Annotated in this window: 28 protein-coding genes and 1 pseudogene; 27 read left to right on the forward strand and 2 right to left on the reverse strand. The window is 34.9% G+C overall.

Features of this window, described 5'->3' with window-relative positions:
- Positions 1–637 precede the first annotated feature (637 nt).
- Complete coding sequence (locus F981_RS07210; RefSeq protein WP_004720041.1) at positions 638–898, forward strand: hypothetical protein; 261 nt, start codon at positions 638–640, stop codon at positions 896–898.
- A 548-nt stretch (positions 899–1,446) separates the two neighbouring features.
- Here F981_RS07210 and F981_RS23880 read toward each other — a convergent pair.
- A complete protein-coding gene (locus F981_RS23880; RefSeq protein WP_004720043.1) occupies positions 1,447–1,590 on the reverse strand; it encodes a hypothetical protein in 144 nt (47 codons plus the stop codon).
- A 536-nt stretch (positions 1,591–2,126) separates the two neighbouring features.
- Between F981_RS23880 and F981_RS07215 the strand changes: the two genes are divergently transcribed.
- From F981_RS07215 to F981_RS07250, 7 genes and pseudogenes are all read left to right on the forward strand, one after another.
- Positions 2,127–2,411: a hypothetical protein gene (locus F981_RS07215; RefSeq protein ID WP_004720044.1), complete on the forward strand. Its 285-nt coding sequence runs from the start codon at positions 2,127–2,129 to the stop codon at positions 2,409–2,411.
- Positions 2,412–2,422: 11 nt separating this feature from the next.
- Complete coding sequence (locus F981_RS07220) at positions 2,423–2,617, forward strand: hypothetical protein (protein ID WP_004720045.1); 195 nt, start codon at positions 2,423–2,425, stop codon at positions 2,615–2,617.
- A 411-nt stretch (positions 2,618–3,028) separates the two neighbouring features.
- Positions 3,029–3,361 carry a hypothetical protein gene (locus F981_RS07225; protein WP_004720046.1) on the forward strand — a complete coding sequence of 111 codons (333 nt, stop codon included), beginning with the start codon at positions 3,029–3,031 and terminating at the stop codon, positions 3,359–3,361.
- Between the two features lie 874 nt (positions 3,362–4,235).
- On the forward strand, positions 4,236–4,481 hold the full coding sequence (locus F981_RS07235; RefSeq protein ID WP_004720052.1) for a hypothetical protein: 246 nt from the start codon (positions 4,236–4,238) through the stop codon (positions 4,479–4,481).
- A 290-nt stretch (positions 4,482–4,771) separates the two neighbouring features.
- Positions 4,772–5,002: a hypothetical protein gene (locus tag F981_RS07240; RefSeq protein ID WP_004720055.1), complete on the forward strand. Its 231-nt coding sequence runs from the start codon at positions 4,772–4,774 to the stop codon at positions 5,000–5,002.
- Positions 5,003–5,044: 42 nt separating this feature from the next.
- Positions 5,045–5,485, forward strand: a pseudogene (locus F981_RS07245) (hypothetical protein).
- 146 nt (positions 5,486–5,631) lie between these two features.
- Positions 5,632–5,868: a hypothetical protein gene (locus F981_RS07250; RefSeq protein ID WP_004720058.1), complete on the forward strand. Its 237-nt coding sequence runs from the start codon at positions 5,632–5,634 to the stop codon at positions 5,866–5,868.
- A 330-nt stretch (positions 5,869–6,198) separates the two neighbouring features.
- Here F981_RS07250 and F981_RS07255 read toward each other — a convergent pair whose 3' ends face one another.
- A complete protein-coding gene (locus F981_RS07255) occupies positions 6,199–6,390 on the reverse strand; it encodes a hypothetical protein (protein WP_004720060.1) in 192 nt (63 codons plus the stop codon).
- Between the two features lie 328 nt (positions 6,391–6,718).
- Here F981_RS07255 and F981_RS07260 point away from each other — a divergent pair, with 328 nt between their 5' ends.
- From F981_RS07260 to F981_RS07350, 19 genes are all read left to right on the forward strand, one after another.
- Positions 6,719–7,039, forward strand: coding sequence for a GrlR family regulatory protein (locus F981_RS07260; protein WP_004720061.1), 321 nt, complete (start codon positions 6,719–6,721; stop codon positions 7,037–7,039).
- 568 nt (positions 7,040–7,607) lie between these two features.
- Complete coding sequence (locus tag F981_RS07265; protein WP_004720062.1) at positions 7,608–8,249, forward strand: putative metallopeptidase; 642 nt, start codon at positions 7,608–7,610, stop codon at positions 8,247–8,249.
- A gap of 58 nt (positions 8,250–8,307) precedes the next feature.
- Positions 8,308–8,829 carry a DUF2280 domain-containing protein gene (locus tag F981_RS07270; RefSeq protein WP_004720063.1) on the forward strand — a complete coding sequence of 174 codons (522 nt, stop codon included), beginning with the start codon at positions 8,308–8,310 and terminating at the stop codon, positions 8,827–8,829.
- A complete protein-coding gene (locus F981_RS07275; RefSeq protein ID WP_004720064.1) occupies positions 8,789–10,084 on the forward strand; it encodes a terminase large subunit domain-containing protein in 1,296 nt (431 codons plus the stop codon). The genes F981_RS07270 and F981_RS07275 overlap by 41 nt, the downstream gene beginning before the upstream one ends.
- The gene (locus tag F981_RS07280) at positions 10,081–11,550 is read left to right on the forward strand and encodes a DUF4055 domain-containing protein (RefSeq protein WP_004720065.1); all 1,470 of its coding nucleotides are present in this window, start codon (positions 10,081–10,083) and stop codon (positions 11,548–11,550) included. The genes F981_RS07275 and F981_RS07280 overlap by 4 nt, the downstream gene beginning before the upstream one ends.
- A complete protein-coding gene (locus tag F981_RS07285) occupies positions 11,516–12,625 on the forward strand; it encodes a structural protein (RefSeq protein WP_004720066.1) in 1,110 nt (369 codons plus the stop codon). Before F981_RS07280 ends, F981_RS07285 begins: the two co-directional genes overlap by 35 nt.
- A 94-nt stretch (positions 12,626–12,719) precedes the next feature.
- Positions 12,720–12,908 carry a hypothetical protein gene (locus tag F981_RS07290; RefSeq protein ID WP_004720068.1) on the forward strand — a complete coding sequence of 63 codons (189 nt, stop codon included), beginning with the start codon at positions 12,720–12,722 and terminating at the stop codon, positions 12,906–12,908.
- Positions 12,909–13,013: 105 nt separating this feature from the next.
- A complete protein-coding gene (locus F981_RS07295) occupies positions 13,014–13,799 on the forward strand; it encodes a DUF6651 domain-containing protein (RefSeq protein ID WP_004720070.1) in 786 nt (261 codons plus the stop codon).
- A 57-nt stretch (positions 13,800–13,856) separates the two neighbouring features.
- The gene (locus F981_RS07300; RefSeq protein ID WP_004720072.1) at positions 13,857–14,993 is read left to right on the forward strand and encodes a major capsid protein; all 1,137 of its coding nucleotides are present in this window, start codon (positions 13,857–13,859) and stop codon (positions 14,991–14,993) included.
- A gap of 44 nt (positions 14,994–15,037) precedes the next feature.
- Positions 15,038–15,577 (forward strand): HeH/LEM domain-containing protein, encoded by a 540-nt coding sequence (locus F981_RS07305; RefSeq protein ID WP_004720074.1) that lies wholly within the window; start codon positions 15,038–15,040, stop codon positions 15,575–15,577.
- Positions 15,578–15,581: 4 nt separating this feature from the next.
- Complete coding sequence (locus F981_RS07310) at positions 15,582–15,956, forward strand: hypothetical protein (RefSeq protein WP_004720078.1); 375 nt, start codon at positions 15,582–15,584, stop codon at positions 15,954–15,956.
- A complete protein-coding gene (locus tag F981_RS07315) occupies positions 15,953–16,324 on the forward strand; it encodes a hypothetical protein (protein WP_004720079.1) in 372 nt (123 codons plus the stop codon). Before F981_RS07310 ends, F981_RS07315 begins: the two co-directional genes overlap by 4 nt.
- 47 nt (positions 16,325–16,371) lie before the next feature.
- Positions 16,372–16,755 (forward strand): hypothetical protein, encoded by a 384-nt coding sequence (locus F981_RS07320; RefSeq protein WP_004720080.1) that lies wholly within the window; start codon positions 16,372–16,374, stop codon positions 16,753–16,755.
- A 41-nt stretch (positions 16,756–16,796) separates the two neighbouring features.
- Positions 16,797–17,177: a hypothetical protein gene (locus F981_RS07325; protein ID WP_004720081.1), complete on the forward strand. Its 381-nt coding sequence runs from the start codon at positions 16,797–16,799 to the stop codon at positions 17,175–17,177.
- Positions 17,174–17,584, forward strand: a complete 411-nt coding sequence (locus F981_RS07330; protein ID WP_004720082.1) for a hypothetical protein — start codon at positions 17,174–17,176, stop codon at positions 17,582–17,584. The genes F981_RS07325 and F981_RS07330 overlap by 4 nt, the downstream gene beginning before the upstream one ends.
- A gap of 1 nt (position 17,585) precedes the next feature.
- Positions 17,586–17,798 (forward strand): hypothetical protein, encoded by a 213-nt coding sequence (locus F981_RS23705; RefSeq protein ID WP_004720083.1) that lies wholly within the window; start codon positions 17,586–17,588, stop codon positions 17,796–17,798.
- A gap of 105 nt (positions 17,799–17,903) precedes the next feature.
- A complete protein-coding gene (locus F981_RS07335; protein WP_004720084.1) occupies positions 17,904–18,818 on the forward strand; it encodes a phage tail tube protein in 915 nt (304 codons plus the stop codon).
- Between the two features lie 2 nt (positions 18,819–18,820).
- Entirely contained in the window at positions 18,821–19,306 is a 486-nt protein-coding gene (locus tag F981_RS07340; protein WP_004720085.1) for a hypothetical protein, read from the forward strand.
- Between the two features lie 785 nt (positions 19,307–20,091).
- The gene (locus F981_RS07350) at positions 20,092–20,895 is read left to right on the forward strand and encodes a DUF4882 family protein (RefSeq protein ID WP_004720089.1); all 804 of its coding nucleotides are present in this window, start codon (positions 20,092–20,094) and stop codon (positions 20,893–20,895) included.
- Positions 20,896–20,948 lie beyond the last annotated feature (53 nt).

Raw genomic sequence — 20,948 nt, forward strand, 5'->3', positions numbered from 1 at the left:
TTTGTTACACCCACTTACAGCATATACAAAAAGTAGCTAAAGTGCTTTAGAAGACAACAAAATTGAATGGTATCTTAAAAATTATCATATATACATATTAGAGGTGAGTTATGAAAATATTAACCTTATTAAGTATAGGGATAATTAGTAGTTGTTTTTACAAAACCTTTAAAGCTAAAAGCTTAAAATCCGCAGAGTTGGATTTTGATAAATACGTTGAAAATATTATTCTTAAAGGTTTTTAGATTGTTAAATTTGTACGAGTGTGGGTAAAAATAAAGTTTTATATTTTATTTTTCTCATTAATTTTATGATCTTACAATGCTGTTACATCTTTTAGGAATATTCCATCTGGAGTATGGATTTATAAAAAATCATGGATATCTATAAGCTTATCAAAAGATATGCTTTTTAGTGAGTATATGGATGTGATTCAATACATTAAATGTTTCATTGGCTTACACAGAGTATTTGATACTCACTATTGTAAAGATGGTGAATTAACAGTCTGTCGTCATTGCCTTAAAGTTGTTAGTAACTAGTCTGACAAGTTCTAAAATAAAGCTAATTTTTTAAAATACTTAAAATTATTAGCCTTATTTTAGACTACTTAAAATTACTCAAATGAGAACATGTAATGTTAAACACAGCTATAGAAGAATCGAAAAATATTTCTAAAGAAACCCGATATAGTTCAATAGAGCAACTTAAAATTTTCTTGAAATCACAAGTTGTCAAAAAAGCGGACTTGGGTGAAATTTCAGTGAGTGAAAATATTTCTAAAGAGATCAATCAACATCAAATCAGAGTATTAAGTGAAGAGTTTAAGCAATCAGGATACAAAGTTAAAATTTCATCAACAAGTGATGAGACGATATTTTCTATTTTTTGGGATTAATATTGATAGTTCAGCTCCCTTGATATAATTAAGGTTGCATAGTCCCAAAATTAAATGTATATTTTTCATAGTGGTCATATTACATTTATCTGACACCTAACAAATTTACCTTTTAATATACCCATTGAGTCTAATCATTGGGTATTTTTTTATCTTAAATTTATGTGTTGTAATGAAACTCATTATCATTTATTGTATTTAATCTCAATCTAAGCTATGTAGATTGTGAATTTGTTGACAGCCCGGAAAGACGGGCACTTATTAAAATTTAACCCAGACCCCTTTATCATTTTTAATTTTTCTTCAATAACTTAAGTATGTGTAATTAGCATGAATGTTGCTTCTCGTGTATAATGTGTAAACAATTATTAGATAAGGTAGTAAAGTTATGTACTACTCTATGAATGCAATGTTTTTCTTTGCTATATTTCTTATTCTTACATTATTGATGTATCTATTTGGTGGTTTAAACTCAGGTTTAGTATTCTATAGATAGCTTTTGTAACCTAAATTAAAGCTCACTTTTCAGTGAGCTTTTTTGTGGAATACTATTTAGTTGGAGGTGTTTTGGGGGCTTTTGGTTTTAAATCAGATGACTCTGACTTATGTTCCCAAGCAGCTGGTTGATCTTTTTTAGGATTGGTATCCGTTTCGAGGAAATAATCTTTAACCTTTTGAATTAAGCTTTTCATGATCTTGCCTGTATTATAATAGGTAATTATTAATGCTAGTCCTATTGATCACTTACATTAAGGTAGTTGTGAGAGAGTTATGTAGGAATACCAATTTAAGGATTAAAACTTTTCACTGATGGAATAGACCAATCAAGAAATAATTGATGCAGTTCTATCGATAAATATGAAAACGGATGAGCATTTGTGTCATTGGTGAGCTAAATAGTCAAGTTTAGAGAAGAGTCCAAAGTATTACTTTCAACAGACAATCGTAATTGTTGAAATTTCATAAAAGTTTTGGTTCTCAGATAAAGTACGTTTTTATGATTCTTTATCGAACCTGAAAAGCTGGCAAGACAAATTTAAAATTGTTATTTATAAAGGTACCTATAGTTAGGTGTATTTAAATTTTTTTTGTTTACATTCATAATGATTATTAATTACAGTTACAAAAAAGGCTGTGGGATTGTTGGTTTTTTGATCTTTATTGTTAAGAATTCGTAAATAATATGTGTAATATATAACCGTTAGCTCCAATATCAGCGATTAAAAAAATGTCAAACGGCTTTGAATTACATGTATTAACGCAAATTTATGATTTTGTGAACGAAAGATCTAATTTTTCTAAAAAATCAGAGTTGGATCAAATTTTGGATTACTTTGTTACTTTGAACAAAGGTAGTGATTCAGATTTTAAATTTGTTTCACCATACAAAATATATGGAGATTTTGGAGAACATGAGTTCATTAATATTAGACAAGCACCTAATTTCAAAGATAAGGATAGATTTTTATCTTGGTTAAACATTCAGTTCAATCATCAACAAGAAATTTTGTAGGTAGGTTATAAGTGCCTAATAGACGAAAACGAATTAAAAGTGGCACTGATTGGTCAAGTGATCAAGATTGCTTACTTATAGAAAAAGCAAATTTCAGTATGGAAGATCTATTGGAAATTCTGCCATATTCGGAAGATGAAATTAATGCCCGGAAAAAAGACTTGGGAATTTTAAAAAATATAGAGTCAGTTGAAAAGACAAGATGATTATAATTAACGTTGTGCTTGTATTTAAATAATATTTTAAGAACAAGAAAGACTCAATCTAATGTAAGCTTTATATACCCACGAACTCCAATAAGTGGGTATTTTTTTAGCTAAAATAGCTTTTATATCTTGTAGTTAAGTCCGCCTAGTAGTATCTTTCCCTTGTGATCGAATAACATCTTATTTAGTCATTCGGTTTTTAATCGATCATTCGTTTTGTGTTTGGACGAGAAGCCCACCTTAAGGTGGGTTTTTTATCTTGTAGCTTATCCATTTAAAGCGGGTAAAAGAGTCCTTGGTGGAAACAGAGAAATAAATTCCGAGTGGAAACCTTTAGTTTGGTGCAAGTCCAAATCAAGATCCCCATTAGGCTTACTTTTCAGTGGGATTTAATTTTATAGAGAACTCAACATGAAAAAAATAATTTTACTTTTAACATTTATCCCTGCACTTACTCATGCAAGTTATTGTGAAAATATTGCTCAATTCCATGTACTTTCAGGATTTTGGAAAATTGATGGTGTGTCAAAAGAAGTTGCACTAGAAAGAGTTAAGGGGTTAGGGGTTTTATATACAGACTTAGAATCTGGTAAACCCCTAACTAAAGAGTTTAATGAAATAGTTGAAGATACATATAAAAATGATTACTTTAAAAGTAATGATCAGGATGTTTCTGGGTATACATCTAGTATGACGTATGGCTATGCGACGATATTGGCAACATGTTTAGCCGAACATCTTTAATATTACGTTATTCAAAATTCATTGGTGTTAAACTCCTACTGCTAAATAGGAAAACACATGAATATTGCATCGGTGGTGAGCTGGGGGGGCAAATTGTACAGAATAGCCCAAACGATTACCTCCAGCAGTCAATGGTAATTGGCGACAAGACCTATAAGTTTTGGTTTTCAGATAAAGTAGGTTTTCATGATGCGTTTGTCGAAGCTGAGAAGCTGGCAAGGCAGGGTTGAAATAAGGGGCGCTTAGGCGTCTTTTTTTACGTCTAAACTTTATAAAGATACTTGTGACGTGCACAAGTAATCTATTGAGGATTGACTCATGAAAGATCGTTAGCTTTAAAAGCAACTTGGATTTGTGACGTTTACCAAAATAATGGTGAACTATAAGCGCAAACGGTGGGATGCAGAAACCAGCCGTATAAATCGGTTTGAATCCTATGTGGTTTCGTCACACATTGAGTTAGCCTCAGAGCCTTAAATTGTGGGTGACTCCCCGACCAAAGAGATTGAAAGACACAGAGCAGATCAATAGCTAACTTTGAGAAGTTTGTTGTGTTGTGTTGAGTAGCGGTAGATCGGTAGCCGAGCTGATCAATATCGTAATCTAAGGCAAGGATGTGGCAGATCACCACATCCTTTTTAATTTTATTAGAGGTATCTATGCTCCGAATCAAACAAATCTTCTGCCGACACGTGTGGGAATATTCAGATTTCTTTACGTTGAGAGAGTGTCGGAAGTGTGGGAAGGTGGTCGGAAAAAATAACACATGACAATAAAATGTCATATTATTCAATATTCTGTACAAATTCTATCCTTGATATGCGGTGTTTCTTATTATAGATTTAAGACTAATGTTTTATTTAGGATTAAGTCTATGGGCTTTCAAACTCATATCAATAGAGAACCACCATTAAGCAAGCAAAACTTTCATCAAATTGACTATACTGCTAATGGTGTTAGTTGCAAAGATAATGTCAGGACAAGTCAAATAAAGGATGAAAAAAGTGCAATCAGTATAAGCATGATTATGTCTTTTTTATTAAGCAAACACCCAGCAGAAACCGAAATAATACTGCAATCTATATTAGATCGAGGTCTGCAAAATGTTGAAGTGCTCTAAAACTGTATGATAATTAGTAATTTTAAGCCCCTTCCGAGGGGTTTTTTAATGCCTAGAAGAAACTATGACAGACACAGTACAGGCTAGAAAAGACTTAGAGCGCTGCTGTATTGAGCTGTCTAAGTATCAAAACCTTAGTAGATCAGGATTACGACATAGTGAATTAATAGCAATAGACAATGTTATGATTCGATTGAAAGAACAGATTAAAAATTTAAGAATAGTTTTGTATGGTTGATATATCTGATACAAGTTGATAAATTATTGTTTCTAAATTGATTATAGCATTAATGGTAATAGTGGAAATTTTAACTAAGTCTATAGTGGTGAAAGATTTAAATGGCGAAACCACAGAAGCAAAAGGTTGGATTAAATTAATAGGCTATGAACCAGGTGACGATCCTGATGATGCTCATGGAATATTGATTGCAATTGAAGTGAATGGAAGAAAAATAGAAAGATCAGGATCCCTGGATCACACATTCTATGATGATGTGACTGGAAAAACTTATACTTTGTAAAAGCAGACCTCCTCCAGGAGGTTTTTTATTGGAGAGTCCTTTATGGAAATTAACCAATACATTAGCTTAACTAAAATGCCGCCCATTAAAACAAAACCAAGAACAAGACCATTACCTAAGGCAAAAGAAGCATACTTAGAAGCATTTAAAGACTTTGAGCAATCTCTCAATGTATTCAAAATCAAGTATGAAAAATTATTCCAATTTGAATCAACAAAGAATTGGCGATTCGATTTCCATCTTATTGAGCACAGAATTTTAGTTGAGATTTCTGGTGGCCCTTGGTCGGGTGGTCGAAAAGGTAAGCTTAAAAACAAGGCTTGGGGTATGGATCGATATGATCATGCAAACGAGATGGAGTATAGCGTAATAAGAATAGAATCAGCCAATAGATATTAGATTGATGAACTTTGTCCATTGCAAATTGAAACTACTCTTACTTCTCAGTGGCTTAAGAATCTAAAGACACACACATTAAATTGAGAAAAACATAATTTTTCAAAGATATATGTCAATTATGAATTTTTACAAAATTATAGAATGTTACGTATTTCATTAAGATAGAATTTATTGAGCATTGTATATTTAGATATTTAAAGGATAATTATGTTTTCTTCCATGGTTTTTACATGCCCATCGTTAATGTTAAAAAGCTTGATAATATTCTTAGTAAATTGATTGAAACTAAAAGAATTCCAAAAATAATTTTAATTGGTTATAAATCATATAGTGAGCTTATGAAAGACCGTAAATTTTTTGAAGATGTAGTCGGTTCATCAATGAAACCCAGCAAAAGAACTTATAAAAATATCAAAATAAAAGTCACCCAAGATGACAATCAACTTGAAGTTAGATGTTTTTCTTGAATTTTTGAAAACTCTATTAACATAAAATTAAAATGGGTTTGCTTATTTTTCAAATTGAGAGCAATAATAGATCAAAATATTGTATTAGTATCGTACTCTAATGAATAAGAATAAATTGTTAGTGGTTCTGATTGCTGTATTAATCGTTAGTATCTTTTTACTAGGTTTTACTGTTTTTAAGATTTCTCAAGAAAAAAATAAAAATAACCTTTTAAAACTTGTTAGTGATGCTAAAAATTCTTTAGTCGATATAGTTAAATAGAGTTACTATGTTTATATGTATTTAAATAATGAAAAAACCATATAAATGGTTTTTTCAAAATTATTAAGCTATTTAGTGATTAAATCTTTTTTTTCTTGATTTGGTTTTTGTTTCTGTGGCTCTTTATTAGGAGCCTTTTCATCATCTTTAGCTGGATTTTGAGGCTGATCACTTGAGTTTGAATTAAATTTGCTTCCATTAGCAAAGGTAGAGTATTGATTGAAAGAAGACTTTTTAGCAGAGTTTCTATTTACTAACATGATTTTCTCGATTTCTCTTGCCGAATATTCGACTTAACTACATTGACATATAAAAGATAGTTACATTGATGCTTTATCAGAGTGCCTATGTAGATAAGTGTGAAGATTAGATTTATTTTTCTCATTTATATTTCACGAATTTTTTTAAGTATTTTTATAGTTTGATGAAATATAAGATTAATTTAATTATCTTTTTAAAAATTTAAAATATATGTTGTATTTTTATGTTATTTTTTATTGATGGTTTTAATTTTGTATTACATTTAAGAATAATTAATTGGTTAAAATAATAGTACTGAATTTTCAGTAGATGAATAAAGAGTACGAAATGAAAAATGGCATTTATTCGTTAATTTTTAAGAGTGAAGGGAAAGATTTTGGAAACGGAATTTTAGTTGTTGAGGATGAGCGTGCTTTAGGAGGGGATTTAATATATGTATATAAAGGTGAAGTTGAAGGAAATACATTAGTTTTAGAATTAACTCAACACAATCAACATGCTCATTCAATTTTTGGAAACTTAAATGCATTAAAAGTAAACTTAAATTTATATTCAGAATCAAATGGTTATATTCTTAAAGGAAATGTTGAAAATTTACAGACTGTACCATTGATTGTTGATGCTAAGTTTATTGGGGATTTAAGTTAATTATTATTATGTTACTGATATAACTAAAATTATTGTTTCTTTATGTTAGGTGCGGAATGCTGAAACAAAATACACAGAATGAAGGAATTTCGTTCTGTGTATTAAATAGCTCAATAGTAATTAAGGATAATTTCAAAAATATCATGGTTTTATCTTCGAGTTTGTGAGGTCGGTTTTCCATTGTTTATCGTACTATGTTTTGGAAAGGGTGTGTTTAGATTAGGTTGATCAAAATGATCTCTATCATCAACAGAAGATTCTACTATTGGCGAATCTTTATTGTGAGGAGTGGGATCAAAATTTGTTCTATTAATGTCCTGATCAGTTGGTTTTTTTGGACCTCTGAAATTGTTACTTGATTTTAACATTTTATTCACGCTAATTTTAATAGTGAATAATAATTGTATTCTTGTTTTATCGTTACATTGATATATTTTTAAGACTATTTAGTTGGTTTGTGTTTTCTTTATTTTGGTTAGTTTTATAGTTTATTTTATTAAAATAATTTTAGTTTTTAATTTCTTCAATAATACTTTTTAAATAACATTATTTTTATTTAGGAAATTCAATGGAGCAGATCAGACCATTTCCACCAACTGAGCTAATTGATCAAGCAGATGAAGAAGAAGCAATACGATTATCACCTGCAGCAGATCTTAAAGAATGGGTGGTAAACAACTTTCTAACGCTTGGTGGTGCATTATATAACCCTGACCATGATCACATAGCAGAGCTATTACACGACGATGAAACCTTTTTAGCTTTAGCTTGGGCGTCATCTGCCGCCGTTGCTAAAAAGAGAATGGTATTAGGTCAATGTGAAAAAGTTATGTTTAACCAAGGTGGATGGCGCAAAGCTCGGCAAGAGCAGCAAATGCGCGACTGGTTTGGATTTGTTCCTGTTTATCTCATCACTATTGATGCAAGCTTTTGTGAACGTGCGAACGATCGTGAATTCTGTGCTTTGATTGAGCATGAGCTTTACCATATCGGTGTAGAACGTGATGAGGATGGAGAAATACTCTATAGCGATCATACAGGCTTACCTAAGCACTATTTAGCTGGCCATGATGTAGAGGAATTTATCGGGGTGGTCAAACGCTGGGGAGCAAGCGAGAACGTCAAGCGATTGGTTGAGGTAGCTCAAAACCCGCCGTTTGTATCAGATTTTAATGTATCTGCGTGTTGTGGAACTTGTGTGATCAATTGAGCCTCTTGGCTCTTTTTTTTGCCTATTTACCCTTACGTAGTCTTACGAAGGGGTGGTTATGGCAACACTTAAAGAGCCTGTGAAAATATTTATAGTTCAGTCTCTTGCTTGCTTTGAAACCCCTCAACAAGTTGTAGATGCTGTAAGAGAAGAATTTGGTATTGAAATTGAACGGCAGCAAGTTGCCTCATATGATCCAACAAAAGCAACATGTAGAGGAATGAGTAAAAAGCTTAAGACACTTTTTGAACATACCCGCGAACATTTCAAGAAAAATATATATGACATTCCATTAGCCAATAAAGCGGTACGCCTTAATGAACTCCAAAAGATGTATGTCGATTGGAAGAATAATAAAGTAAAAAAACAAAGCATCATTAAACAGGTTAAGGATGAAATGTATGGTTATGAAATTCAATTATTAGATGAGCAGCTTAAACAGCTTGAAATAGACAGAATTAAAAACGGAGATGGTGAAGGCGCTGATGATCCTACACCAGTAAAAGTAACTATTCAGGTTGTTGATGCGAGTAAAGAAAATGCCGAACATAAATCCGACTCTGAATGTACCTCAGGCTAATTTTCTACAGCTCAAAAATAAGTTTCGTGCATTTGTCGCAGGATTTGGATCTGGTAAAACTTGGGTGGGATGTTCAAGTCTTTGTGATAAGTCTTGGGAATTTCCGAAAGTACCTTTGGGCTACTTTGCACCAACCTATCCTCAGATACGAGATATTTTCTTTCCTACCATAGATGAAGTTGCTTTTGACTGGGGCCTTAAGACCAAGATTTATGAGTCAAATAAGGAAGTTGATATTTACTATGGTCGCCAATACAGAAGTACAGTTATTTGCCGTTCAATGGAAAAGCCTCAAACAATTGTTGGTTTTAAAATTGGTCATGGCCTAATTGATGAACTTGATGTCATGCCTACGCTTAAAGCACAACAAGCATGGCGAAAAATCATTGCTCGTATGCGTTATAAGCAAGCGGGTTTAATCAATGGTATTGATGTGGCCACCACACCTGAGGGATTTAAATTTACACATGAACAGTTTGTAAAAGAGGCTAACTCAACACCTCAGAAACGAGCACTTTACGGAATGATTCAGGCTTCAACCTATGATAATGAAGCAAATTTACCTGATGATTATATTTCTTCGTTATTCGAGTCCTATCCACCTCAGCTCATTTCTGCATATTTAAAAGGGCAGTTCGTAAACTTAACTAGTGGCGCTGTATATCCTGATTTTGATCGAAAATTAAATCATACCAATGAAGAGATTAGACCTAATGAGTCTTTACTCATTGGTATGGACTTTAACGTTTTGAAAATGGCTGCAGTTATTTATGTCATACGTGATGGTAAGCCCCTAGCATTGGATGAGATGGTTGGGGTAAGAGATACACCAACAATGGCAACTTTACTTATTGAGCGCTTTCCATTTCATGAAATGACAGTAATTCCTGATGCAGCAGGGCAATCTACATCATCTAAAAATAGCAGTGAGTCAGATCACCAAATATTACGAGATAAGGGTTTTAGGATTGAAGTGGATGGAATAAACCCTGCAATTAAAGATCGGATTAACGCAGTAAATGCTCTGATTCTTAATGCAGAGGGTGAGCGAACACTTAAAGTAAATACCAACAAATGCCCACGTTTTACAGAAACGCTAGAACAGCAAATTTATGATGATTTTGGAATGCCGGATAAAAAATCAGGTTTAGATCATGTAGGAGATGCTGGTGGTTATCCATTGGCAAAGCGATTCCCGATTATAAAACCTGTAACCAGCCTTAAAGACATTTCTATTTTTGGACGAAGAAAATGACAGGAATAACATCACTGCACACAGAATATAGTGCAAATATTAATGCTTGGACAAAAGTGGATGATGTTTGTAAAGGGCAGACTGCAGTTAAAGCTAAAGGAAAACGTTATTTACCTGTTCCACAAACTTTTGAAGAAGATGACAGATACACAGAGTATTTGGATCGAGCTGTATTTTATGGTGTAACTGGCCGAACTCTGAAAAGCAACATTGGTTTAGCTTTTAATAAGCTTCCTGATTTCAAACGACCTGAAGAATTAGAGTATTTAGATCGTAATGCTGATGGATCTGGGCGTTCGATTTTCCAAACATCACAATACATGTTGAGTTTAATCCTCAAGCATTATCGTTGTGGTGTGTATGTTGATTATCCAGAAGTAGCTCCCAGTCGTAACCGGGAGGAAGATAAACAAAAGAATGCATTTCCAATGATTCATGTCCTAAAAGCAGCCTCAGTTGAAGATTGGGACCATATTATTTTGGGCAATCAGAAAAAGCTTTCTTTCGTAAAGATTCTTGAAACTGTCTCTACACGTACTGCCGACGGTTTTGGCCGTGACGTTAAGAAACAATATAGATTTTTAAGACTGGATGAAGGTGAGAATGGCCATACATATACAGTTCAAATTTATAAGCAGAATGATAAAGGCGAGTGGGTGGAAGATAAAAAATATACCCCTACAGATTATCATGGAAAAGCCTGGTCATATATTCCATTCACATTTTGTGGAGCTGTAGATAATACAGATGAAATTGATAACGCACCTTTGCTTGAACTCGCAGATTTAAACCTTGCTCATTACCGTAACAGCGCTGATGTTGAAGAATCAGGTTTTGTTGTTGGTCAACCCATTATTTCAATGCCTGATGTGACTCATGAGCAATACGAAATTGCAAAGAATGAAGGTTTAACTGTGGGTTCGCGCCGTGGCTTCCCAACCAAAATTGAAATTGTACAAGCAGAAAGTAATAACTTGGCCAAACAATTGATGACAGACAAATGGGGACAAATGAAAGAAATGGGTGCTCGCCTAATTGAAGTGGGATCTGCTAATAAAACTGCAACTCAAGCCGATAATGAGGATTCTATTCAGCATTCTGTCGTCTCTTTGGCAGTATCAAACATTAGTGAAGCACTTCAAATGGCTTTGCGTTGGTGCGCGAAATTTGCATTACCTAACCATGACATAAAACCAGATGAATTAACTTATGTGATTTCTCAAGATTTCAATAAGCAGAAATACAGCGTAGAACGTTCAAAACTGATTTTAGAGATGGTGCAAGGTGAGTTAATACCACCAGAAGTTCTTTATCAATATGAGCAAACTGGAACGTTCTCAGATGCTAAATGGGAAGATATCGAGAAAAAGATAGATGAATATCGGATGAGCAAGCCATTAGGTGGTTATCAGCCATACCAAGGTGTAGATGATGAAAGATCAAATGATCCAACAAGCAGTACTTGATGCCTTAAATCAACACAACTCATATCTTCAACGACTTTCTTCAGCATCAGTTAATGAAATTTTAAAAACGTTTGATGGTTTATCTATCGAGATGTTAAATAAGCTTCAAAATTTGCTAATCGAGCTAAACGAAGCTGAAAAGACGATTTTGGTCAGTGGTAAATACAAGACCTCTTCATTGAAAGATATTTTAGGAATTTTGATGAATTGGCAGCAATCAATTTCTGTCGTGCTTCCTGAGATATTTACAGCTTCAGCAATTGCTTTAGCAGTTCATGAGGCTGGATTTATTTATGCTTTAGCTGAAAAGAAGCAACCTAAATTAGAAGGTGACAAGCTTTTTAATAAGTTTAGGAAAGTTCCTTATGCTGAAGGTCAGCTGATCGATCTGATTTTTCCAAATATTGCTGAGGATGTCCGTAAAAAGGTTGAATATGTTATTCGTGATGGTATTTACCAGGGACAAACGAGTCAGAAAATTGTTCAACGGATCAAGGGGACTAAAAAGCTAAATTACTCAGATGGTTTATTAAATCAGACCCGTAATGCGATAGATGCCGAAGTTAGAACTGCAAGATCACATGTCAGTAATATTTCATATCTGGATACTTGGAAAGCATTAGGCTTCAACTACACAAAAGATGTGGCAACATTGGATGGGCGTACAAGTTTAGGCTGTGCTGCCAAAGATGGGCGCATACAACAAATTGGGGAAGTTCATCAGAAACCACCATATCACCGCCGTTGCCGAACTATTCAAGTAGGTTGTGATAAAGATGGTGATTTAGCTGGTATACGTCCTTTCGTTTCAGATAAGAGAGCTGTCAAAAATATTCCTAAAGATCAACGTGAAAGCAAGATAGGTCAGGTGGATGCGAATTTAACGTATAAAGAATGGTTTGCGCGTCAGGATGAATCTTTTCAAAAAGAATGGTTAGGTCCATCGAAATACAAACTCTATTCAGAAGGTGGGTTTTCAATTGATAAATTTGTTGATCCATTAAGTGGAAAGGCATTCACGCTTAAGGAATTGAGAAAAAATGATATCAAAACTCTTAATGATTTAAGTTTGTAATTACAATTTGTAAAACTATTTAAAACGAAGTAAAGATTATTTAAGGTATAACTTAACTATGTAAAAAGTCTTTTAATTTTAAGGGGGGTGGAAAATGCAAGAAAAATATTTTTATCTTAAAACGTTTGACCTGAAAATTGAGGATGGGCTTGAGCATAATGTTATTAATGTTGGTCTTTTTACTTCAAGACAAAATGCAATAGAACATCTAAAAAGCTTAGGCAAAAATTTAGAATCTGAAGGTTATGAATTTGCAATTATTGAGTTATCAGTAATTTCTTAATTTTTTTAAAATCAATACGACCGCCGAAAGGCGGTTTTTTATTGCCTGAAATTCGGATGAATAAGGCGTAACGAGCGGATGCTCAATTTTAAAAGGTGGAAACCTATGAAAATCAAAACTGTAGTTGTTGAAGGTAAAACATACGCTGAAGTGAACGAGCAAGGTTTGCCTGTTTATGTTCATGATGATGGTAAAGAAGTAGGTTTTGATGCTGCCCATGCGGTACAAAAAATCAGTTCTTTAAATGCGGAAGCTAAAACCCATCGTGAAGCAAAAGAAGCAGCAGAAACTAGTTTGAAAGCATTTGAAGGTCTTGATGTTGAAAAAGCCAAACAAGCTTTGACTACTGTCCAGAATCTTGATGCTAAAAAATTGATTGATGCTGGTGAAGCAGAGCGTGTTCGTAATGAAGCGATTGCATCAGTAACACAGTCATTCGAGCAAAAATATAATCCACAAATTGAGCAATTAACCAAAGATCGTGACACATATCAACAGCAATTACATAGTGAATTAATTGGTGGTGGATTCGCTCGATCTAAATATATTGCAGATAAATCAGCTGTTCCTGCGGATGTATTTCAAGCGATGTTTGGCAAAAACTTCAAAGTTGAAGATGGAAAGCCAACTGCTTATGACAACAACGGTCAAAAGATTTATTCACGTACCAATCATGGTGATGCAGCTGGTTTTGATGAAGCCTTAGAGATTCTTGTTAGTGGATATCAACACAAAGATTCTTTACTTAAAGGCTCTCAAGCAGGTGGTGGTGGCTTTAATGGTCAAAGTGGGCAGGGTGGTGGTAAATCAATGTCACGTCAAGGTTTTGAGCAATTAAGCCCTACTGATAAAGCATCATTTATGAAAAGTGGCGGTGAAATTGAATCTTGATTTGTAAATATCTTACAGCCTGCATTAGCAGGTTTTCTTATTTTTGGAGTCCAATAAATGGCTAATAATTTAAATGGTTTACTACCTACGCTTTACAGTGCTATGGATATCGTATCTCGTGAATTAACAGGGTTTATTCCAGCTGTTACGCGTGATAGTACAATTGAGCGTGCCGCCGTGGGGGATGACGTAAAAATTCCTGTAACTACAGTTGCCGGCGCACAAGATACTGTGCCTGGTGTAACTGCGCCTAATGCTGGTGATGGCACAGTTGATAATGTGGTTGCGAAGATTACTAAATCTCGTAATGTGCCGATTCGTTGGAATGGTGAGGAAACTCGCTCACTTCAAAATGCTGGAACGTATCAAACAATTATGGCTGATCGCTTTGCACAAGCGATGCGGACATTGATTAATGAAGTTGAATATGATTGCTGGCTTGAAGCATATAAAGGTGCTGGTGGTGCATATGGTGTGGCTGGCTCTACTCCATTTGCTGTAGCAGCTGATATGACCGACTTTTCAGGCATTTTAGGTGTATTAGAGCGCAATGGCGCACCACGTAATGACCTACAGTTAGTTTTAGGACATTCGGCAATTGGTAACTTCCGTGGTAAGCAATCACAGCTCTTTAAAGTAAATGAAGCTGGAAGTGCTGATTTACTGCGAAATGGTATGACTGACCGTGTAATGAATTTTGCTATTCGCCACTCTCATTCAATTGGTATTCACACTAAAGGATCTGGTGCTGACTACTTGGTAAATGGTGCACCTGCAATTGGTGATAAAACATTAACTGTTGATGGTGGTACTGGTACTGTTTTAGCTGGTGACATTCTGACTTTTGCTGGTGACACCAATAAATATGTTTCGGGTGGGCTGCTTGGTGCCAACCTTTCATTAAATGGAGGGCTAATTATTGAACCTGCAGATAATTCGGTTATTACTCTTGGCTCATCTTACACGCCGAATGTAGCATTCTCTCGCTCTGCAATCGCATTAGCAACACGTGCACCTGCACTACCCGAAGGTGGTGATAGCGCAGATGACCGCACTACCATTGTTGATCCTTTAACTGGATTGGCTTTTGAAGTATCGGTGTATCGTCAGTACAAACAGGTTGTGTATGAAGTTGCTTTAGCATGGGGTGTAAAGGCTGTTACTAAGCGTCATATCGGTTTGCTAATTGGGTAATGGTTTGGGCGTCTTGCGCCCATTTCTTTTTTAAGGAATAAAAAATGTTAGCAAAAACTGTAAAAATTAAAGATGGTGAAGATTTTCGCATCATCAACGAATCGGATTTTCAGCTTGGCCAGCATGAATTGTGTGAGGGTGAAGAACTTTCTATCAACCCCTTAACTGTAGATGTTGAGGTTGGAATTACATCAGAACTCCAAGCTGTGATTGATGACGCAAAGGCAGAATGTGAAAAGGTTGTTGTTGAGAATAAAGATCTAAAACAACAATTGGAATCATTAAAGACTGAGCTTTTGCACGGTCAGCCTACTGATTTGACTGGTTTGGTACCTACTGAGCAATTCGATGCTGTAGCACTTGATCTAACCCATACAAAAGAGCAACTAGCCACCGTGCAGGGTGAATTTATTGCCTTTAAAAATGATGTTGGTGCAATGAAAGAACGTATCTCTGAACTTCAGTTAGTTGATTATTCAAAACTTAAAGTAGATGAACTTAAAGATGTTCTCAAACTGAAAGGAATTGCATTCTCATCTGATGCAAAAAAAGATGATTTGCTGGCCCTATTGCCAAAGGAATAACACCGTGAGCTTTATTACTATTTCAGAAGCTGAATCTATCCTTGGTGCTGACTTTGTCGATGATAGTGATAAGGCTCGTCTAGTTTTGCTGGCCAATACATGGATGAAGAATGAAATAGGTTTTGTTCCTAATCCAATAGATCCTTTATTGCAAGATGCAGCATGTGAAATTGTGAAAGGCATTAAAGCCGGTGTGATTTATTCAGGAGTATCACGGCAAACTACAAGCGAGCGTGTTAAGGCCGATACAGTTGAAGTTGAAGAGTCATTTGTAGAAGGAAGTCGTGAAATTTCTGAATTTGAACAGATTGCTAAAGCATTTATAAATTCGCTGGATCTAAAACCTAAGGGATTCACATTCAAGGTGTATCGTGGATGAGAGATAAGATTCAATCTAAAGTGGCTAAGGCCTTTAATACTAAGCTTGCAGATGCCATCACAAATTTCACATGTTCCAAAGAAATCCAGTCAGGTGAATTCGACTTTGAAACACAAACTTATCCTATCGTGACTGTTGAACAATACTCTGGACGTGGTGTATTTGGCTCATATAAGCGCGATTTGGTAAAGCCTATTGATTATCAAGTTGAGGATACAAAAGCTACTGTGCTTCAAAATGAAGTGAATGGAATACCTCAGATTGAAGATGTTTGGGTAACTTCTAAAGGTAGATTTGAAGTTTTAAATGTTGGTGAGGATCCGAGTGGAAGTATTTGGGTTTTACAGTTGAGGAAAGTTGCAAATTAAATTGGTTGTGATATTTAATATTATCAAATTACTTAAATATCTTAACAATGAAATTAATTTTTTTCTCTGCTTTACTATCACTTTCTATAAATGTGTATGCACTCGAAGATCCAAGTCGTTACAGACAATGTTTTGATTCGGCAGGAAAAAATAAAATCAGATCTTGTCTTGTTGTATATGGTACAAATAAAGATAGTAAGTACACTGAATTAAGCTTTAGAGATAAAACTTACCATATTAAACAGCCTATAGCGTGTAAAAGTGAAGATTGTGAATATGAGATGGGCGAAGATTTGAACTATCTTACAGAAGCAGAAAAATACTTTTTAGATAGAAGATTGAAAGTGATAAATAGTAATTCAAATACTAAAATTTGGTCATGCTATAAACAAGTTAGTGGTGAAATTAATGTTTGCTTCAAGGTTAAATAATATTTAACCCACTTCGGTGGGTTTTTTAATGGGTGGAACTTATGAGTTGGAACGGGCTAAGACCATCACAATTCACACTCCAAGTTTTGCGTGATGGCTCAGAATTACAAAGAAAAATCACAGCAGCAATGCTTCAAGGTGTGATCATTAGAAGTCCAGTTGATACAGGGGCTTTCAGAGGCAACAATCGAGTTTCAATTGGTAGTGTCGATTACACCAAAGACTTTCAGAAAATAGATAAATCAGGTACCACTACCATTGCAGATGGAATGGCCAAAATACTGAGTGTTCAATTAGGGATGAGAGTCTTCATTAGTAATAATTTGCCTTATTCAATTGCTCTTGAAAATGGGCATTCTGGGCAGGCACCTTTAGGTATTTATTCAATCACATTCCAGTCAGTTACGAGTAGATATAAATGATGACTTTATCAGAGGCTGAATTGGCGATATACAAGCGTATAGGTCAATTTACTGGTGTGGAAAAAACAAATCTTCGTATTGAAAATCAGAAAACTCCAGATGGTAAACCATTTGATCCACCATCAAATAAACTTTGGTGCAAAGTTTATATTCAGTATGGAGATAGTTTGATTGCAGGTATTGGAAATGGACCCTGTATTCGAGATATAGGCACTATTTCAATCCAATGCTTTGCACCAAAGAATTCAGGCACGATTGAAATGACAAATCTATGTGTTAAATGGAGAGACTACTTACAATCCTTTGGTGTTTCATTTCTTGAAGTCTATAAAGTCCATGCACCACAAGATATGGATGATGATAATTTTTACGCTAAGATAGTTAGAGCAGAATTTAGGGTGAATTGAGATGGATACAGATTACTTGCGCTTTAAAAATGAGCGCCAAGAGTTAATAAATAATATAAAACTAGCTTCCGGATCACCACTTGATTTAGAAAGTAAGTCAATCTCAGAATTAATGCGCATCTATTTTGCAACAATTGATAGTCAGTGTTCAAAATGTGGAGGGCATATCACAAAGTTATCATTCACATCTATTTACCCAAATAATAAATCTTGAGTACTTGAAAAATAAATTAATATCAGATTGAAACATAGCCACTAAGTAAATTATCACCTACCTCCTTAAGGGAGGTTTTTTTATGCCTAAATTAAGGAGAACTTAATGAGTTCTGGAGCTAAACAATTAACCCGAGTTGGTTTTGAAGCATCACCTGGTGTGATTGCAACAACTTGGAATACATTTGCATTTACCACTAATGGTTTAGATGCATCAGCACAAACCACCGAATCGCAAACGATCAAAGATTCACGAATTGCAGCCGGTACTTTAGTAACTGGTGTTGAAGTGCAAGGTGATATTGAATCCGAATGGGCTTATGGCATTCAAGATAAAGTCTTAGAGCTAGTTGCCTTCAATGCTTGGAATAGTAACGTTTTGACCTTTGGCGGTACAACTCGAAAAACGCTTTCGATTATTCGTGGCTTTAGTGATATCGATAACTTCCAAGTTTTCACTGGTTGCCACATTAACCAGTGGACTTTATCGATTCCTGATATTGGTATCGTAACCTCTAAATTCGCAATTATGGGAATGAAGCGCACAGCTTATGAGGTAGCTCCGACTGGTACCGTAACACCGGCAGTGGATGCAGTACCTTTAACTAGTCTATCTACCGGCGACATTCTCATTGATGGTGAAAAGAAACCAGGAATGTGCATCACTCAGATTGAATTAACCATTGATAATACAATGCAGATTCAGAAGTGCTTAGACTATGAAAATAACATTGCCGCAATCTTAGAAACTATTATGAAAGGCAGTGGTAACTTTACAATTGCATGGTCCAAAAACACTGCAGAGCTTTATGAAAAACAATTCTTAAATGAGCCGATCGGCCTTGAATATTCATTGAAAGATACTGCAGGTAATAAATACACACTCAAACTACCTAAGGTTCAAGTATCTGCGCCTTTGCCAAGTGGTGGAGCTGGTGATGTATTAACCACCCAATTCTCGTTCACAGTCGCGGATGTTGCACCGACTCTTACACGTATTCCTGTAGTTGCGGGGCCTTAATCATGTTAATTGAAATCGAAGAACAGAAGTCCATTGAATACGTTCAAGAATGGTTTGATTTTAAAGATGGCGTGAAATTACTCATTGCAAGTATTGATAAGCCATCATTTCAGCGTTCGCTTGAACTCAATGGGATTCAGGCCGAGCAAGAGCTTGCAGGCATTAAGGCCGTTACAGATGAGGGTGCAGTTAAAGCCAAATTAGGTTTTAACCGAGCTGTTTCACATTTGTTGCTTGGTTGGATTGGTTTAATTAGTAAAGATAAAAAGCCGATCGAATACAGCGCGCAAAATGCAGAGCTGATTTGTACAAGCTCAAAGCAATCACTTGAAATTATTGTTTTCATCATGGACAAGGCCAAAGTGATCCATGACTCTAAGATTGAAGAGATTGCTGATGAAGTGGGAAAGTCCTCAAGCACTACGAACAAAGAAACATCAAATGGTGCGAAGAAAAAACAACAGAAGTCTACCAAAAGCTCGGCATAAAACCACCTGAGCGATTAGAACCAAGTTTCACGGCAGATCACATCATCAAAGCCTTTAATTTAATTTCAAAGGCTCGACGTTTTGTTACCTTTCCTCAGGGCGGTGGGTTCTATGACTCACTCACTCTTGCGGACATTAAAAGCTATTTTGATGTGTACGGTTGTGACTTAGATCGAGGGCTTTTTGTTGAATGTATTTTTGCGCTGGATGGGAAGTTTTTGAGTGAAATAAATAAGGGATAAGAGCTATTAAATCAAAACTTCTAACAAATTTTATTTAGAGATGCACGTATAAGAGAGAACAATATTCGTATGGTTTTCTTGATTCCAAAACAAAACCCCGAGAGTTGGCGCTTTCGGGGTTTTTTACATCCGCTTAACCGCAAAGAAAAGAGGAGATATATCTATATGGAAGATTTTATCAAACTAATTAACTGGTGTCTAATGGAGATAAATAAGATGAAATCATGGCGTTTTATAGCAATCCTAATAACAGTGATTGTATGTGTATACATCTGGAAGAATTAAATGTGCATGAATGTTCAAATCACTGGTGAAATGAGTCAAGAAGCTGCGGATAAAGTAAAAACCATCAATTCTATTGCAAATTTGATACTTAAATTAGGAATAGCTAGTTCAGCTCTAATAGTCTCATTTGCATATTTTTACTCTCAAGTTCTGAAATAAACCGATCTACAAATGATCGATAAGTAACTTTATCGGATTTCTTTCCCCTCGAATATTTTTTGTTCTATATTTTAGCTTCACAATTATAAGGAATTTAACGTGAAAAAATTAACAATGGCTATACTAACGGGATTGATGAGCACAAGTGGATGGAGTGTTTGCACATATAGTTTAGATGCAACAAACTCACAAATTTCAAGTTTTGGAGCAGTTCCTTTTTCTAATAAATCAGCACAATCTGTCTCTGAGAATGTGACAAGTGCTAATAAAATGTATATGGCTGCTTCGACTGGAGGAATTAGTGGTTTTCTTGAAAATGGAGGAACTGGCGATAAAAATTTACCGAGTACTGGAGTTGTAGCGTTTGAAGTTGAAGTACCTAAGTTTTTACTAAATAAGCCAACTAATGGAGAGGTAGAAACTGATATCTTATTATTTAGCAAAGATACAGTAAACCAAGGTGTATTCTCAGGAATGATCTATCTACATAGTGGATATAATAATGTTTCTGCTTATCCCGAAAATGCTAGGGTGGGTGGGATGTTATCTGGTGGGGCATACACAATGAACAATGGTCAAATGACTATTAGTAACACAAGTGTAACCATTCCAAATACTGCAGTATCACTACCCCTAAACTCAAATTATAGAATTGGTGTCTACCTCAACCAAAGCTCTAAACAGATTGGACTTATTGTTAATGGAGTTAATAAAGGGTATTTGTTTAATTATGAGAAAAGCTTATTAAATTTAGGAATTATATTAGGGCTGACTACGTCAAGACTCACTACATCCGATAATGTCTTAAATCAAGAAATTAAATTGTCATTGATTACTGATAAGAATCAACTTCAGTTCTCTTACCCATCAGGCACCAAAGACATCTGTGGCAACACCATCTAAAAGCTGAAATTTATTTAACCTCCTTCGGGAGGTTTTTTTATACCTGTAGCCCG

Origin of the sequence: Acinetobacter guillouiae CIP 63.46 (assembly GCF_000368145.1) — a bacterium.
Taxonomy (GTDB): Bacteria; Pseudomonadota; Gammaproteobacteria; order Pseudomonadales; family Moraxellaceae; genus Acinetobacter; species Acinetobacter guillouiae.

Bases quoted from the DNA above. Each gene is read 5' to 3' on its own strand.
- F981_RS07210 (WP_004720041.1), top strand. From the start codon at position 638: ATGTTAAACACAGCTATAGAAGAATCGAAAAATATTTCTAAAGAAACC.
- F981_RS23880 (WP_004720043.1), bottom strand. From the start codon at position 1,590: ATGAAAAGCTTAATTCAAAAGGTTAAAGATTATTTCCTCGAAACGGAT.
- F981_RS07215 (WP_004720044.1), top strand. From the start codon at position 2,127: ATGTCAAACGGCTTTGAATTACATGTATTAACGCAAATTTATGATTTT.
- F981_RS07225 (WP_004720046.1), top strand. From the start codon at position 3,029: ATGAAAAAAATAATTTTACTTTTAACATTTATCCCTGCACTTACTCAT.
- F981_RS07235 (WP_004720052.1), top strand. From the start codon at position 4,236: ATGGGCTTTCAAACTCATATCAATAGAGAACCACCATTAAGCAAGCAA.
- F981_RS07240 (WP_004720055.1), top strand. From the start codon at position 4,772: ATGGTAATAGTGGAAATTTTAACTAAGTCTATAGTGGTGAAAGATTTA.
- F981_RS07250 (WP_004720058.1), top strand. From the start codon at position 5,632: ATGCCCATCGTTAATGTTAAAAAGCTTGATAATATTCTTAGTAAATTG.
- F981_RS07255 (WP_004720060.1), bottom strand. From the start codon at position 6,390: ATGTTAGTAAATAGAAACTCTGCTAAAAAGTCTTCTTTCAATCAATAC.
- F981_RS07260 (WP_004720061.1), top strand. From the start codon at position 6,719: ATGAAAAATGGCATTTATTCGTTAATTTTTAAGAGTGAAGGGAAAGAT.
- F981_RS07265 (WP_004720062.1), top strand. From the start codon at position 7,608: ATGGAGCAGATCAGACCATTTCCACCAACTGAGCTAATTGATCAAGCA.
- F981_RS07270 (WP_004720063.1), top strand. From the start codon at position 8,308: ATGGCAACACTTAAAGAGCCTGTGAAAATATTTATAGTTCAGTCTCTT.
- F981_RS07275 (WP_004720064.1), top strand. From the start codon at position 8,789: ATGCCGAACATAAATCCGACTCTGAATGTACCTCAGGCTAATTTTCTA.
- F981_RS07280 (WP_004720065.1), top strand. From the start codon at position 10,081: ATGACAGGAATAACATCACTGCACACAGAATATAGTGCAAATATTAAT.
- F981_RS07285 (WP_004720066.1), top strand. From the start codon at position 11,516: ATGAAAGATCAAATGATCCAACAAGCAGTACTTGATGCCTTAAATCAA.
- F981_RS07290 (WP_004720068.1), top strand. From the start codon at position 12,720: ATGCAAGAAAAATATTTTTATCTTAAAACGTTTGACCTGAAAATTGAG.
- F981_RS07295 (WP_004720070.1), top strand. From the start codon at position 13,014: ATGAAAATCAAAACTGTAGTTGTTGAAGGTAAAACATACGCTGAAGTG.
- F981_RS07300 (WP_004720072.1), top strand. From the start codon at position 13,857: ATGGCTAATAATTTAAATGGTTTACTACCTACGCTTTACAGTGCTATG.
- F981_RS07305 (WP_004720074.1), top strand. From the start codon at position 15,038: ATGTTAGCAAAAACTGTAAAAATTAAAGATGGTGAAGATTTTCGCATC.
- F981_RS07315 (WP_004720079.1), top strand. From the start codon at position 15,953: ATGAGAGATAAGATTCAATCTAAAGTGGCTAAGGCCTTTAATACTAAG.
- F981_RS07320 (WP_004720080.1), top strand. From the start codon at position 16,372: ATGAAATTAATTTTTTTCTCTGCTTTACTATCACTTTCTATAAATGTG.
- F981_RS07325 (WP_004720081.1), top strand. From the start codon at position 16,797: ATGAGTTGGAACGGGCTAAGACCATCACAATTCACACTCCAAGTTTTG.
- F981_RS07330 (WP_004720082.1), top strand. From the start codon at position 17,174: ATGATGACTTTATCAGAGGCTGAATTGGCGATATACAAGCGTATAGGT.
- F981_RS23705 (WP_004720083.1), top strand. From the start codon at position 17,586: ATGGATACAGATTACTTGCGCTTTAAAAATGAGCGCCAAGAGTTAATA.
- F981_RS07335 (WP_004720084.1), top strand. From the start codon at position 17,904: ATGAGTTCTGGAGCTAAACAATTAACCCGAGTTGGTTTTGAAGCATCA.
- F981_RS07340 (WP_004720085.1), top strand. From the start codon at position 18,821: ATGTTAATTGAAATCGAAGAACAGAAGTCCATTGAATACGTTCAAGAA.